Below are 13,053 nucleotides of genomic sequence, written 5' to 3' on the forward strand. Positions count from 1 at the left end.
GGTGCTACTCACCTTTTTGCAGTAGCAAAGACAATCGAATTTGAGCTTCAGTTTTAGAACCACGGCAACGCGATACGCCGACAGTTATCGCAAGAAAAGATTTAGCAACCGCAGCGGATGCTGCACACCTGCAATCGCAGGAAATAAGGGAGACGCAAAATATGTTCCGCTCCAGCCCCTTCGAACTAACCGGACCGATCGCTGACTTCGACGCGATCAAGATCCAGCTTGCCAGCCCGGAGAAGATCCGCAGCTGGTCTCACGGTGAGGTCACCAAGCCCGAGACCATCAACTACCGCACCTTCAAGCCTGAGCGCGACGGCCTGTTCTGCGCACGTATTTTTGGTCCTATTACGGACTGGGAGTGCCTCTGCGGCAAGTACAAGCGCATGAAGCATCGCGGCGTGATCTGCGATAAGTGCGGCGTTGAAGTCACGCTGTCCAAGGTGCGTCGTGAACGCCTCGGCCATATCGAGCTTGCTTCGCCCTGCTCGCACGTGTGGTTCTTCAAGGGACTGCCTTCGCGCATCGGCCACCTTCTCGATATCTCCCTCCGCGAGCTCGAAGCCGTGCTTTACTTCGAGTCGTACGTCGTCGTTGATCCAGGCGACGCTCCGGTCAAAGAGCGCGAGGTCATCAAGGACGAGAACCGCTTCCGCGAGCTCGACCAGCAGTACCGTCCCTCCGGCTTCAAGGCCATGATGGGAGCCGAAGCCATCAAGGAGCTGCTCAAGCGCGTCGAGATCAACGAGCTGGCGATCGAGCTGCGCGAGCGCATGAAGCAGGAGTCGTCGCTTCAGAAGAAGCTCAAGTACTCCAAGCGCCTGAAGATCGTCGAGGCCTTCCGTAAGTCCGACAACAAGCCAGAGTGGATGATCCTCGACGTGATCCCCGTCATTCCGCCCGAACTTCGTCCCCTGGTTCCGCTGGACGGCGGCCGCTTCGCCACCTCGGACCTGAACGACCTCTATCGTCGCGTCATCAACCGCAACAACCGCCTCAAGAAGCTCATGGATCTCCATGCGCCTGAGGTCATCGTGCGCAACGAAAAGCGCATGCTCCAGGAGGCCGTCGACGCTCTGTTCGATAACGGCCGCCGTGGCCGCGTCCTGCGCGGTGCGAACAACCGTCCGCTGAAGTCGCTCTCCGATACCCTCAAGGGCAAGCAGGGTCGCTTCCGTCAGAACCTGCTCGGCAAGCGCGTCGACTACTCCGGCCGCTCGGTCATCGTGGTCGGTCCGGAGCTGAAGCTGCACCAGTGCGGTCTTCCCAAGAAGATGGCGCTCGAGCTCTTCAAGCCCTTCATCTATCACCGTCTGGAGCAGACCGGTCATTGCACGACCATCAAGCAGGCCAAGGAGATGGTAGAACTGCAGGAACCGATCGTCTGGGACATTCTCGAAGAGGTCATCAAGGATCACCCGGTCCTTCTGAACCGCGCCCCGACGCTGCACCGTCTCGGCATCCAGGCCTTCGAACCCGTGCTGGTGGAAGGCAAGGCCATCAAGATCCATCCGCTGGTCTGCACCGCCTTCAACGCGGACTTCGACGGCGACCAGATGGCTGTCCATATTCCTCTCTCGCCTGAGGCTCAGATCGAAGCCAGCGTGCTGATGCTCGCCTCGCACAATATCCTCTCGCCCGCGAGCGGCCAGCCGATCACGGTTCCGACACAGGACCTCGTTCTCGGCATCTACTACCTCACCAAGGCAAAGGTCAACGCAAAGGGTGAAGGCCGCGTCTTCGCGAATATCGAAGAGGTGCTGATGGCGCTCGAAGCCAAGCAGGTCGAAACCCTCACGCCAATTCGTCTGCGCTACACGGGCCCCGTGCTCGACATGACCACGGCCTACGACGATCAGGACCTGACGCATACGGAGCCGGTGGAGTTCAACAAGCAGTACATCAATACCACGGTCGGCCGAGCGATCCTCAACGACGCTTTGCCGGAGCAGATGCCTTACGTCAATGGTCTGCTCAAGAAGAAGGGCATGGGGCAGTTGATTAACTACTGCTATCTGAACCTTGGGCTCGAAGTCACGGTGAAGACGCTGGACCGCATCAAGGATCTCGGCTTCCGTTACGCTACGCGGTCGGGTCTCTCCGTCGGTCTCGATGACATGGTTATCCCGGAGTCGAAGTACACCGTTGTCTCCGATGCTGAAAAGCAGGTCATTAATGTGCAGCAGCAGTACCTTGACGGTGCAATCACCAATGGTGAGCGCAACAACAAGGTCATCCAGATGTGGTCAAGCGTCACCGAGAAGGTGGCCGACGAGATGTTCAACAACATGAAGAAGGCGGACAAGGAAGGAGCCATGAACCCGATCTACATCATGGCCGACTCCGGTGCTCGTGGTTCGAAGCAGCAGATTCGTCAGCTCTCCGGTATGCGTGGTTTGATGGCCAAGCCCTCGGGCGAAATCATCGAGACCCCCATCACGGCGAACTTCCGTGAGGGTCTCACCGTGCTGCAGTACTTCATCTCGACGCACGGCGCTCGTAAGGGTCTTGCGGATACTGCTCTGAAGACTGCGGACTCGGGTTACCTGACCCGCCGTCTGGTCGACGTGGCGCAGGACGTCATCATCTCGCAGAACGATTGCGGAACCGTGGAAGGCATCTATGTCACGCCGATCATCGAAGCCGGCGAGACCATTGAGCCCCTGCGTGACCGCATCATCGGCCGCGTCTCGCTCGAGAAGCTGAAGGACTACGAGGGCAAGACCATCGTCGATATCAATCAGGAGATCGATGAGGATCTGGCCAGCGCCATCCAGGCAGCCGGTATCGAGCGCGTGAAGATTCGCTCCGTACTGACCTGCGAGTCCAAGCGCGGCGCCTGCATCCTGTGCTATGGCCGTAACCTGGGCTCGGGCAAGATGGTCGAGATGGGCGAAGCTGTTGGCGTCATCGCGGCACAGTCGATTGGAGAGCCCGGAACCCAGCTCACCATGCGTACCTTCCACATCGGCGGAACGGCATCGCGCGTCTCCGACGCCTCGCACATCGAGGCTAAGAACGCCGGTATGGTTCGCTTCATCAACCTGGTCACCGTACGTGCAAAGTCGGGCGACCTGGTGGCGATGAATCGTAACGGCTCCATCGCGATCATCGACGAGAAGGGCCGTGAGAAGGAGCGCTATGCGATCGTCTACGGCGCGAAGCTGAAGATCGAGGACGGCGCTCACGTCAACCTCGGCGACAAGCTCGGCGAGTGGGACCCCTACACCTTCTCGCTCCTCACCGAGATCGCCGGCACGGTCCAGTTCAAGGACCTGCAGGAAGGCGTAACCCTCCACGACGAGATCGACGAGGTCACCGGCCTTTCCCGGCTGGTCGTCGCCGACTCGGCGGATGAGAAGCGTCAGCCGACGATCATCATCAAGAGTGCGCAGGGCAACAAGCGCTACCTGATGCCGAGCCGCGCTCACCTTATGGTGGCCGATGGCGACGAGCTCTACCCGGGAGACATCCTGGCGAAGATCCCGCGTGAGACCACCCGCACCAAGGACATCACCGGCGGTCTGCCGAGGGTCGTCGAGTTGTTCGAGGCACGCAAGCCGCGTGACCCCGCAATCATCTCGAAGATCGACGGCGTGGTTCGCTTCGGCGATGTCACCAAGGGACAGCGCAAGGTCTACGTCACAGCCGACAACGGACAGGAAGAGGAGTACTCGGTTCCGCGCGGTGTGTATGTCAACGTGCAGGAAGGCGAACGCCTCCGTGCCGGTGACGCGCTCATCGACGGTCCGCGTAATCCGCACGACATCCTTGAGGTGCTCGGCGAGCGCGCACTGCAGCAGTACCTGGTGAACGAAATCCAGGAAGTCTACCGTCTGCAGGGTGTGGCCATCTCCGACAAGCACATCGAAGTCATCGTCCGGCAGATGCTGCGCTGGGTCAAGATCGAAGAGGTTGGCGACACCACCTTCCTCATCGATCAGCAGACCGATCGCTTCCGCTTCAACGCCGAGAACCAGCGTGTACTGATGACGGGTGGACGTCCCGCAATTGGCCGCTCGCTTCTGCTCGGCATCACCAAGGCGTCGCTCTCGACCGACAGCTTCATCTCGGCCGCCAGCTTCCAGGAGACAACCCGCGTCCTCACAGAGGCCTCGATCAACGGTGCCGTCGACACGTTGCGCGGTCTCAAGGAAAACGTCATCGTCGGCCGCCTCATCCCAGCCGGCACGGGCATGGAGTACTACCGCAACGTTCAGCTCTCACCGGAGCTCGAAGAAGTGGCAGCCCAGGTCCAAGCCGAGGTTCAGGAGGCGCACGATGCCGAAGAGCGTGAGCTCGAGGCAATGCGCATGGAAGGCGAGCAGGAAGAGATGGCTGCCGAGTAGGTACCAACTCGCACGCTTGTGCAATAAAAACAAACGGCAGAGCTTCGGCTCTGCCGTTTTCTATTTTCTGTCACGCAACAGCATGAAATCGATGTTGCCGGAGTATACTTCGTTACGTTTTCCGAAATATTTTGCAGAGGAGAAGGTAAGACGATGGGAAGAATTTTGTGCCTACTGTTAGCTTCGGCGGCAACGCTGCTGGCTCAGCCTGTGGTTCCTGGAGCCTGGACGATCGCCGGCGACGTCCAGGGGTACCCTATCAACGAATCCTGCAGCTTCACTCAGGACAAGGAAAAGATCTCTGGCGTTTGCAAGAACGATGAAGGGAAGTCGTACGACACTACAGTGACCGTCGCTGAAAAGAAAGTGACCTTCGTTCACGGCGGTCAGTATCAGGGAGATCCTCTGACGCTCACGTTTACTGGAACCTGGAATGACAAAGGAGAACTGGGCGGCGATATCGATGTTCAGCCGTTGAATGTAGCGGGAACGTTTACCGCGAAGAAGGCAGAGAAGACAGAGAAGGCGGATACCAAGTAGACGGATGGAAGGAAAGTAGCAGGGCGGACTCAACCGAGTCCGCCCTTTGTTTCTTACCGGGCTCCTGTTAGCCTTTGTCTCAATCCATAGAGTTAAGTCAGAAATTGCAACTGGAGGACTCTTACGAATGAGACTTATTGTTTCCGCCGCTGCTTGTGCCTTTACCCTATCCGCGATTGCCCTCGCTCAACAGGACAAAGTCGTCGGCAATGACATCCCCGCATCCTTCACGCCGCCGGCAGTGACACCCTATGAAAAATCTGCGCCCGAAACGGACTATATCAAGCGCGTCGAGATGATTCCCATGCGGGATGGCGTCAAGCTCTACACCGTCATTGTCATTCCCAAAGGCGCCAAAAATGTCCCGATCATCCTTACCCGGACTCCTTACAACGCCGCAGCCAGGGCCGCTGCCAATCGCACGCCAACGGCCCTGGGAGCAGTCGCTGCGCCAACAGGTTCCCGTGCCTCTCGCGAAGCCAACGCGGAGAAGCCGGTCGATCAGCCGAAGATGATCAACTTGCTGGGGCTGCCAGACGAAGTCTTCGTTCATGCCGGCTGGATTCGCGTCTATCAGGACGTTCGCGGAAAATACGGCAGCGAGGGAGTCTATCTCATGACCCCGCCTCCCGTAGGGCCATGGAATCCAACTGGCGCCGACGACACCACCGACGGATATGACACGATTGACTGGCTGGCAAAGAATATCCCTGAGTCCAACGGTAAGGTTGGCATGATCGGCTCCTCGTACGAGGGATACACCGTCCAGATGGCGCTCCTGCATCCGCACCCGGCTCTCAAGGCAGCTGTCCCCGAAAGCCCGATGACCGATGGCTGGATGGGCGACGACTGGTTTCACTATGGCGCCTTTCGTCAGGTCAGTCTGGACTACTACATCTCCCAAACCACGGTTCGCGGACTTGGAAAACATATTGTTCATCCCGCGCACGACGATTACACGGCATACCTCGAAACCGGCTCAGCCGGAGACATGGCCCGTAAGCTTGGTGAGGAGCAACTGCCGTACTGGAAGACAGTAGAAGCACATCCTGCCTACGATAGCTTCTGGCAGTCGCAGGCGCTCGATAAGCTGATGGCAGGGAAGCCATTGACTGTTCCAACCATGTGGCTACAGGGGCTTTGGGATCAGGAAGACATGTGGGGCGCCATCCATAGCTATCGTGCCACTGAGCCCATGGACCCGTCGAACACGATGAACTACCTCGTCATGGGCCCCTGGTTCCACTCCCAGGTCAATCGAGAAGGCACGAACCTCGGCCCACTCATCTGGCAACAGGACACTACTGCCGACTTCCGCGAAAACATCCTCATGCCCTTCTTCCGCGAACATCTGGAGGACGGACCCAAAGCCAATACTCCGCCCGTCCTCATCTACAACACCGGTGAAGATCATTGGGATCGCCTGCCCAAGTGGCCGCTCAGCTGCGAATCCGGCTGCGAGTCTAAGTCGAAGCCTTTATATCTGCTCGCGGATGGCAAACTAGGTTTCACGGCTCCGTCGTCGGGCGAGAAATATACGGCCTACATCTCTGACCCAGCCAAGCCTGTACCCTACAGTCCTCGCCCCGTTACACAGAACAATCCCAACTGGAGAACCTGGCTCGTGACCGACCAGCGTTTCGTCGATGGGCGCCAGGATGTTCTCACCTTTACGACAGATGCGCTGACTGAGCCTATGCGAGTCAGTGGAACTCCCATCGTGAATCTGGTGGCTTCTACCTCGGGAACCGACTCGGACTTTGTCGTAAAGGTGATCGACGTCTTTCCAGAAAATGTACCTGGAGAGTGGGGTGGGTACGAGCTACCCATCGCAACGGACATCTTCCGTGCCAGATACCGCAAAAGCTTCGAAAAACCAGAAGCCTTCAAACCGAACGAGCCAGAACAAGTCAGATTCGATCTCCCGCAGGTAAACCATGTCTTCCTGCCCGGGCACAGAATCATGGTGCAGGTGCAATCCACCTTGTTCCCACTCTACGATCGCAACCCACAAACCTTCGTGGCCAATATATTCAACGCAAAGCCCGCAGACTATAAGACGACAGAGCAAAGGATCTATCACGCTCCGGGCAAGGCAAGCTTGATTGAATTGCCCGTGGTGAAGTGATTCTTTGCCCACTCGACGGTTGAAACAGCGGCGGTCATCGATAGATCGCCGTTGTCCAGCCAAAGCAGCCTGTATTAAAACGGTGCGCAGGACCATGGAAGGTTTGAGTAATGTACGCTCTGGTTTGCCTCATGCTTCTGGTTGTCGCAGGCGGTGCTGCTCAGGATACCCAGGACCCACGGGTACTACTCCAGAGTGCGGAGGCTCTGGTACGCAACGCAAAGAGTTGGCGAGCTGAGATTGTCGAAACCTCTCGGATATCGGGTAATGGGATGGATCTCCAATCGCAGGTTCGCATCAAGATCGCCGTACAAGCTCCACTTAAAATGAGGCGCGAGAATAGTGGGGACGATCAGACCGTATTGGTTTGCGATGGGACCGAAAGCTTTTATATGGGTGACGGCCACAACTACTACCGAAATTCAGCGAAAGTAAACCAGGATTGCGATTTCCCATTAAGCTCGTCCTACTCGCTAGGAAAAGACCCCGTTTTGGCATCGATCACAGGACATGATCACGTTGTGCTCGCAGATGGAAGTCACGCCTGTGATGTGCTCCGTGCAGAGTGGAAGGGTCCGGCGACTCGCGTCGTTCGGACAATGTGCATCGATCCTGCTTCGGGATTCATTTTGCGCGATATTACGGAGAGCGACAAGCAGGGTGTGCGATCCGTTGTGACTACCACCTTGACCAGTTATGAAAGCAATCCCACATTCCCACCAGAAACCTTCAAGTTTTCGATTCCGCCCGGCGCTGTAGAAGCTAAACCGCCCATTTAGAGAACTGGCATTCCCGTCATCTCGACCGGAGGCGCGCGGCTTCATCGCGCGTCAGAGTGGAGAGATCCATGTATTTCGTCTTTGTCGTTGCTGTTGTCTGTTTTTTTATTTCGAATCGAGAGCTTATCCAAGAAGTATTGGGCAGGTTTATAAGATCGAAGTTCTATCTGCTTTCCCTGAGCGAAGCCGAATGGGACCAGCGGTTTACAAATTTAGAACGATCTGACACAAGCATTAGGTATCCCAATCGTCACTGTGCACGGCTAGACCCTCAATAGAGAGCATCCAAAACACATGCGCCTCTTTATCGGCCTGCCGATCCCGGTCGAACTCACCCGATCCCTGATACGCACGGCGCAAACGATGCATCTTCCCGAGCCTCGCTGGACTGCACCTGAGAAGGCGCATCTCACCCTGGTCTTCCTCGGCGAAGTCTCAGAAGACAGGCTTCCATCTATCGAACAAGAGTTGACCGGGCTGAACATGACGATGCTTGATATCAGGATCACCGGCCTCGGAAGTTTCCCTCGTTCCGGCATCCTCTTCGCGGAGGTCGATCCCGCGTCGGCACTACTGCGTCTTCAGGAGCAGGTCGTAGAGCGAATGACTCGCTGCAGCTTTCCTCCGGAGCCTCGTCCCTATCGCCCGCACATCACGCTCGCACGCCTCCGCTCTCCTCTGCGGCTCGCCAAAACCCAGATGGCGCGTATCGATCCGGCGCGGCACAGCTTTCGTGTAGAGGAAGTGAATCTCTATCGCAGCCATCTCAGCGCCAAAGGCTCAAGCTACGAGGTTCTCGCAAGCAAGCGAGCAGGCGCCGGTTAAGCAGAAGATGGAGAGTCTTCCTGGAAAAGGAAGTGGGAAACAAAAAGTGCGGACTTCATCGAAGTCCGCACCCTTCAGAGGAAATCGGGAGCCCGTTGTTATCGTCCGTTGACGAGGTTGATCTCGAGGTTCAGGGGGAAGGAGACAGCCTGGTTGCTGACCGTTCCTGGCTCGAAGCGGTACTGGCTGACAGCAGCCAGCACGCTGTGGTCTACAGCCGGGCCAGCCGATTTGACGATCGTCAGATTGGTGGGCTTTCCGGTCGCGTCCACGATCATACCGACCGTTACGCTCCTATTGGCGATGACATTCGTCCAGGGGCTGGTCGTTTCGGAGTCGACCGCGACGGAATGAACAAGCTTAGGGGCAACTACACCGGTGGAGATGCGTGCGGGCTTTGCAACAGTGCCGCGATCGCCGGCCGCGCCTGCCTCAGCCGGAGCTGCTGGCCGAGCCGCGAGAGCGATCTGGGTTTGTGCAGGCGAATTTGCCTGAGCATGAAGCAGAACGGGAGACAGAAAGAGGGTGGCCAGAAGCGCTTGACGCATGCTATTTCTCCTTGAGATGATAAGTACCCGTCACCATTATTGTAGAAACTTGATACGACTGTCAAAGATTATTTATAAAAATGTTTAATCCGTTTATTTTCTTAGTCTTAGTTACGAGATCCAGCCAGTCGGGCCGATTTTTAGAAAAGAAGGCGTGCTGTTTGAGCGGATATCGTACGGATCTCACCCTGAATTTGGGCGGTAGGTGAGAAAAAGAGCTCTGTCAAGCCGGCTTCGAACGTAACTTACTGAAATAAAGCATGTTTAGGACTGCCGATTAGTTTTGTCCGCCTGGCTATACTGGAGATGGGCCCAAAAGGTGGTTGCCCGGATCTAAGGCATAAACTGTTGATTTTCTGCATTCTGGCGGTAAGTCTTTTTGTTGGAATATTTTGCGAGTTTGATCCTCGCGTAAGTTGCGCGGAATCAAGACTTTGCGCGGAAAACAGTGGGGAGGGTACCGAAGTCAATCAGCTTCGTGAACCGCCAATTGAAGAGCTTCCGTTGAGAATTTAGAAATGGGCTGTATTCTTTCCCACATGAAAAATGTTCTTGTCATCGACATCGGCGGGACTCACGTAAAGGTCGCGTCGACAGATCAACGTGTTCCCCTGAAGATCCCTTCCGGTCCCACCATGAACGCGCAGCAGATGGCCGAACAGGTGATTCTCGGCACCAAAGGCTGGAAATACGATCACATCTCGATTGGCTATCCGGGGCCGGTATCGCACGATCGCCCACTTGCAGAGCCCCACAACCTTGCTGCAGGATGGATCGATTTTCCCTATCAGGAAACGTTCAAGAAACCTCTCCGCTTCATCAATGACGCCGCGATGCAGGCCTTGGGAGGCTATCGCGGGGGCCGAATGCTCTTTCTGGGAATCGGAACCGGACTCGGTTCCGCGATGGTAATCGACGGCACGGTCGTGCCTCTGGAACTTGCTCATCTGCCGTATCGGAAGGGGCGAACCTATGAGGATTACGTAGGCAGAGATGGATTAGAGCTTCGAGGGAAGAAGCGCTGGCGCAAATCGGTCCTGGACGTGATAGAACGCCTGAAGAATGCTCTCGTTTGCGAGTATGTCCTGCTTGGGGGAGGAAATGCCAAGCTGATGAAACAGCTTCCTCCTCACATCATTCTGGGCGCGAACAGCAATGCGATCGAAGGCGGCCTTCGCCTATGGAAGGACCGCGAAGAATTGAAGGTTTCGGCCACTGTGGTGAATCAGGCACGGCGTTCCACAAAGGAGTAAGCAGTCTGTCACATTCGCTTTGGATAATGATGGAATCGCACGCCGGGCTGAGTTTCGCTTGATCTGGTTGCCTTATCCTATCGAGAGCCGTTCTCTGTTTTAATTGAAGATCAACGAACCGACAAAAGGGAGGTCAAGATCGCCGCTCCATCCAGTCTCGACCTTTCAGGTGTCTCTTCGCCCGTCAATCAGCTGGCCTCGCCACCTCCGGAGCCGGCATCGACAGAGCAGATCGTCGCCGCTCTGCGCACGATCTCCGGACTCGACGGACTGACCACCGAAGAGTACACCTGGCTCGCTACCCACTCGACTGAGCGCGTTGGTCCCGATGGCTCGCTCATCTTTCGTGAGAACGAGCCCTCGCACCACATGAATATCATTCTGCGTGGAGAGGTGATCGCACAGCGGCGTAAGTCCGGACCCGTTGCTCGTTTTGTAGGCAGAACCTCGAGACTGACCGGTAAACTGCCATTTTCGCGCATGAAGACCTGGGGTGCCGACGGCCGGTCGGTAGGACCAGTTTGGGTACTGGACATCCACGAAGACCTTTTTGAAGAGATGCTGCGCGCAATCCCATCGATGACGCAGCGTTGTGTAGCACTTCTTCTTGATCGCACACGGGACTTCACGAGGATGGACGAGCAGGCAGAGAAACTTCTGGCGCTGGGTAAGCTTGCTGCGAATCTATCCCATGAACTCAATAATCCCGCCTCCGCGGCGCAGCGGTCCGCCGTGAGTCTCTCCGTAGAGCTTCGCGAAACGGACGAAGCAAAGTACCGTCTGGGACGACTGTTTCGCTCGGATGAGGAGCTTGAGCAATACAATTCCTGGGTCAAGAGCGCCCGGGATTACATCCACGGCTCCGCCGGCTTTTCACTCATTCCTAAAAGTCCGATGGAGGCGAGTGATTACGAAGAGAAGATTTTGCGCTGGCTTGAAGAGCGCCGTGTTACTACTCCATGGAGCATCGCGCCTGCCCTTGCCGAGACCAGGATACCGATTCCTATGCTGGACGCCCTTGCGGCTGCGCTCAGCCCTGAGACATTATCGCCGGCAATCGCAACCTTTGCCGGATCGCTTCGCGTCGAGCGTATGGCAGACACGGTTGTCGATTCGAGCGAACGTATCTTTGAGCTTATCAGCGCCATTCGCGGGTACTCCTATATGGATCAGGCGCCGATTCAGGATATTGACCTCCCTGTATCCATCGAAAATACGTTGGCTATGTTTCGCTCGAGAACCGCTCACGTAAAGATTCACCTCGAATTCGAGCAGGATCTCCCTCAAATAAGTGCCTATGGCAGCGAGCTCAACCAGGTCTGGTCGGCTCTTATTGAAAATGCGCTCGACGCCATGCACGATCGCGGCACACTCACCATCTCCATTCGGGTGACCGGACAAACGGCGCTTGTTGAAGTTAGAGATGACGGTCCTGGGATAGAAGAGGCGATTCAGTCCCGCATCTTTGAGCCTTTCTTTACCACCAAGCCAATCGGAACGGCTATGGGCCTTGGACTCGATACGGTGCAGCGTATTGTCAGCAAGCACTCCGGATCGGTCGCCCTGGATTCAAAGCCGCATGCGACCTGTTTCCAGGTCCGTATTCCCATCAATCGCCTGCGAGCCTATTAGAAGCGGCAGCGAGTAGCTTCTTGAGGTCCAGCGGCGCGGTGTACATCGCGAGTGTCCCACTCTTATCTCGCGGCCACTGCTCCTGCGGACGGTCCCAGTAGAGTTCAACCCCATTGCCGTCAGGATCACGGAGATACAGCGCCTCGCTGACGCCATGATCCGCTGCGCCATCGAGAGGAATCTCGGCCTGGAGTAGACGATGGAATGCATCCCCTAGGGCGGCCTCGGTTGGATAGAGCACTGCGAGATGATACAAACCTGTTGTTCCATGGGGCGGCGCCGTGCCACCGCGGCTCTCCCATGTATTCAGCCCCGATGTGATGGTGATAACCGCCCGCAGAAAGAAACGCGGCGGAGTTACCAAGTCGTTGCGTGATCTCGAAGCCGAGGATCCCATGGTAAAAATCGAGGGCTCTATCGAGATCCGCCACCTTGAGATGAACATGGCCCAATCGTACGCCAGGATCAATCGGTGCTCCGGAGCGACCAATGGTTTCACTCATAGCGATTGGATGAACGACCGCTTGAAAAGCATCCTATGGATGCTTGTTCTCCCCATGGAAACGGGTGAAAAAGAAAATCCAGTAGAGAAAACTTTCGCATCCGGTTCATTTTTATAGGCTCAATACATGCCATGGGTGGAGTATGCTGTCCGCACCACGGGATTTGTCAGGGCCCAGCCCGTAAAAATCGAGCATGGAGGAGCGTCTATGTTTAGCTTGCTTTGGACCGCGATTATCGGTCTTGTCGTTGGTGCGCTTGCCAAGTTGATCATGCCTGGAAAAGATCCCGGCGGAATCCTGGTGACCATGATCATCGGGATTGCAGGTTCTTTCCTGGGAACCTTTCTCGGCCGATTCATTGGTCATTACCAGGAGGGACAGTCAGCCGGATTTATCATGTCCCTGATCGGGGCGATCATTCTGCTTGCGATCTATCACTTCTTCAAGCGCCGTCAGGTGGTCTAGCCCAAAAGATGCATTGCTGCGGCCACCT

The 13,053-nt window shown here is 56.4% G+C and carries 12 protein-coding genes; 9 read left to right on the plus strand and 3 right to left on the minus strand.

Annotation, left to right across the window (positions count from 1 at the left end; genetic code table 11):
* Positions 1–161 precede the first annotated feature (161 nt).
* The 5 genes from rpoC to thpR all read left to right on the plus strand — a co-directional run bounded on the left by rpoC (position 162) and on the right by thpR (position 8,624).
* Positions 162–4,352: a DNA-directed RNA polymerase subunit beta' gene (gene rpoC / locus AC5S26_RS18315; protein ID WP_494186369.1), complete on the plus strand. Its 4,191-nt coding sequence runs from the start codon at positions 162–164 to the stop codon at positions 4,350–4,352.
* 153 nt (positions 4,353–4,505) lie between these two features.
* On the plus strand, positions 4,506–4,892 hold the full coding sequence (locus AC5S26_RS18320) for a hypothetical protein (RefSeq protein WP_494186370.1): 387 nt from the start codon (positions 4,506–4,508) through the stop codon (positions 4,890–4,892).
* A 127-nt stretch (positions 4,893–5,019) separates the two neighbouring features.
* On the plus strand, positions 5,020–7,020 hold the full coding sequence (locus AC5S26_RS18325) for a CocE/NonD family hydrolase (protein ID WP_494186371.1): 2,001 nt from the start codon (positions 5,020–5,022) through the stop codon (positions 7,018–7,020).
* 110 nt (positions 7,021–7,130) lie between these two features.
* On the plus strand, positions 7,131–7,799 hold the full coding sequence (locus AC5S26_RS18330; RefSeq protein WP_494186372.1) for a LolA family protein: 669 nt from the start codon (positions 7,131–7,133) through the stop codon (positions 7,797–7,799).
* A 294-nt stretch (positions 7,800–8,093) separates the two neighbouring features.
* Positions 8,094–8,624, plus strand: coding sequence for an RNA 2',3'-cyclic phosphodiesterase (thpR, locus tag AC5S26_RS18335; protein ID WP_494186373.1), 531 nt, complete (start codon positions 8,094–8,096; stop codon positions 8,622–8,624).
* Positions 8,625–8,722: 98 nt separating this feature from the next.
* Here the strand turns inward: thpR and AC5S26_RS18340 are convergent, their stop codons facing one another.
* A complete protein-coding gene (locus AC5S26_RS18340; RefSeq protein ID WP_494186374.1) occupies positions 8,723–9,172 on the minus strand; it encodes a TonB family protein in 450 nt (149 codons plus the stop codon).
* A gap of 518 nt (positions 9,173–9,690) precedes the next feature.
* On the opposite strand from AC5S26_RS18340, the gene AC5S26_RS18345 reads away from it, so the two are divergent.
* Both AC5S26_RS18345 and AC5S26_RS18350 read left to right on the plus strand, forming a co-directional pair.
* Positions 9,691–10,425: an ROK family protein gene (locus tag AC5S26_RS18345; RefSeq protein ID WP_494186375.1), complete on the plus strand. Its 735-nt coding sequence runs from the start codon at positions 9,691–9,693 to the stop codon at positions 10,423–10,425.
* 369 nt (positions 10,426–10,794) lie between these two features.
* Positions 10,795–12,057 carry a sensor histidine kinase gene (locus AC5S26_RS18350; RefSeq protein ID WP_494186376.1) on the plus strand — a complete coding sequence of 421 codons (1,263 nt, stop codon included), beginning with the start codon at positions 10,795–10,797 and terminating at the stop codon, positions 12,055–12,057.
* Here AC5S26_RS18350 and AC5S26_RS18355 read toward each other — a convergent pair.
* Together AC5S26_RS18355 and AC5S26_RS18360 are read right to left on the minus strand one after the other, a co-directional pair.
* A complete protein-coding gene (locus AC5S26_RS18355) occupies positions 12,035–12,298 on the minus strand; it encodes a VOC family protein (RefSeq protein ID WP_494186377.1) in 264 nt (87 codons plus the stop codon). The two genes, AC5S26_RS18350 and AC5S26_RS18355, sit on opposite strands and share 23 nt — an antisense overlap.
* Positions 12,183–12,560 carry a VOC family protein gene (locus tag AC5S26_RS18360; protein ID WP_494186378.1) on the minus strand — a complete coding sequence of 126 codons (378 nt, stop codon included), beginning with the start codon at positions 12,558–12,560 and terminating at the stop codon, positions 12,183–12,185. The genes AC5S26_RS18355 and AC5S26_RS18360 overlap by 116 nt, the downstream gene beginning before the upstream one ends.
* On the opposite strand from AC5S26_RS18360, the gene AC5S26_RS18365 reads away from it, so the two are divergent.
* Positions 12,453–12,677 (plus strand): hypothetical protein, encoded by a 225-nt coding sequence (locus AC5S26_RS18365; RefSeq protein WP_494186669.1) that lies wholly within the window; start codon positions 12,453–12,455, stop codon positions 12,675–12,677. The two genes, AC5S26_RS18360 and AC5S26_RS18365, sit on opposite strands and share 108 nt — an antisense overlap.
* A 90-nt stretch (positions 12,678–12,767) precedes the next feature.
* Complete coding sequence (locus AC5S26_RS18370; protein ID WP_494186379.1) at positions 12,768–13,025, plus strand: GlsB/YeaQ/YmgE family stress response membrane protein; 258 nt, start codon at positions 12,768–12,770, stop codon at positions 13,023–13,025.
* Positions 13,026–13,053 lie beyond the last annotated feature (28 nt).

This window comes from Edaphobacter sp. FHG110511_03, from assembly GCF_059115365.1.

What these genes read in the sequence shown, in the direction of transcription:
- rpoC (WP_494186369.1), top strand. Translation starts at nt 162, where the DNA reads ATGTTCCGCTCCAGCCCCTTCGAACTAACCGGACCGATCGCTGACTTC.
- AC5S26_RS18320 (WP_494186370.1), top strand. Translation starts at nt 4,506, where the DNA reads ATGGGAAGAATTTTGTGCCTACTGTTAGCTTCGGCGGCAACGCTGCTG.
- AC5S26_RS18325 (WP_494186371.1), top strand. Translation starts at nt 5,020, where the DNA reads ATGAGACTTATTGTTTCCGCCGCTGCTTGTGCCTTTACCCTATCCGCG.
- AC5S26_RS18330 (WP_494186372.1), top strand. Translation starts at nt 7,131, where the DNA reads ATGTACGCTCTGGTTTGCCTCATGCTTCTGGTTGTCGCAGGCGGTGCT.
- thpR (WP_494186373.1), top strand. Translation starts at nt 8,094, where the DNA reads ATGCGCCTCTTTATCGGCCTGCCGATCCCGGTCGAACTCACCCGATCC.
- AC5S26_RS18340 (WP_494186374.1), bottom strand. Translation starts at nt 9,172, where the DNA reads ATGCGTCAAGCGCTTCTGGCCACCCTCTTTCTGTCTCCCGTTCTGCTT.
- AC5S26_RS18345 (WP_494186375.1), top strand. Translation starts at nt 9,691, where the DNA reads ATGGGCTGTATTCTTTCCCACATGAAAAATGTTCTTGTCATCGACATC.
- AC5S26_RS18350 (WP_494186376.1), top strand. Translation starts at nt 10,795, where the DNA reads ATGAATATCATTCTGCGTGGAGAGGTGATCGCACAGCGGCGTAAGTCC.
- AC5S26_RS18365 (WP_494186669.1), top strand. Translation starts at nt 12,453, where the DNA reads ATGGTAAAAATCGAGGGCTCTATCGAGATCCGCCACCTTGAGATGAAC.
- AC5S26_RS18360 (WP_494186378.1), bottom strand. Translation starts at nt 12,560, where the DNA reads ATGAGTGAAACCATTGGTCGCTCCGGAGCACCGATTGATCCTGGCGTA.
- AC5S26_RS18370 (WP_494186379.1), top strand. Translation starts at nt 12,768, where the DNA reads ATGTTTAGCTTGCTTTGGACCGCGATTATCGGTCTTGTCGTTGGTGCG.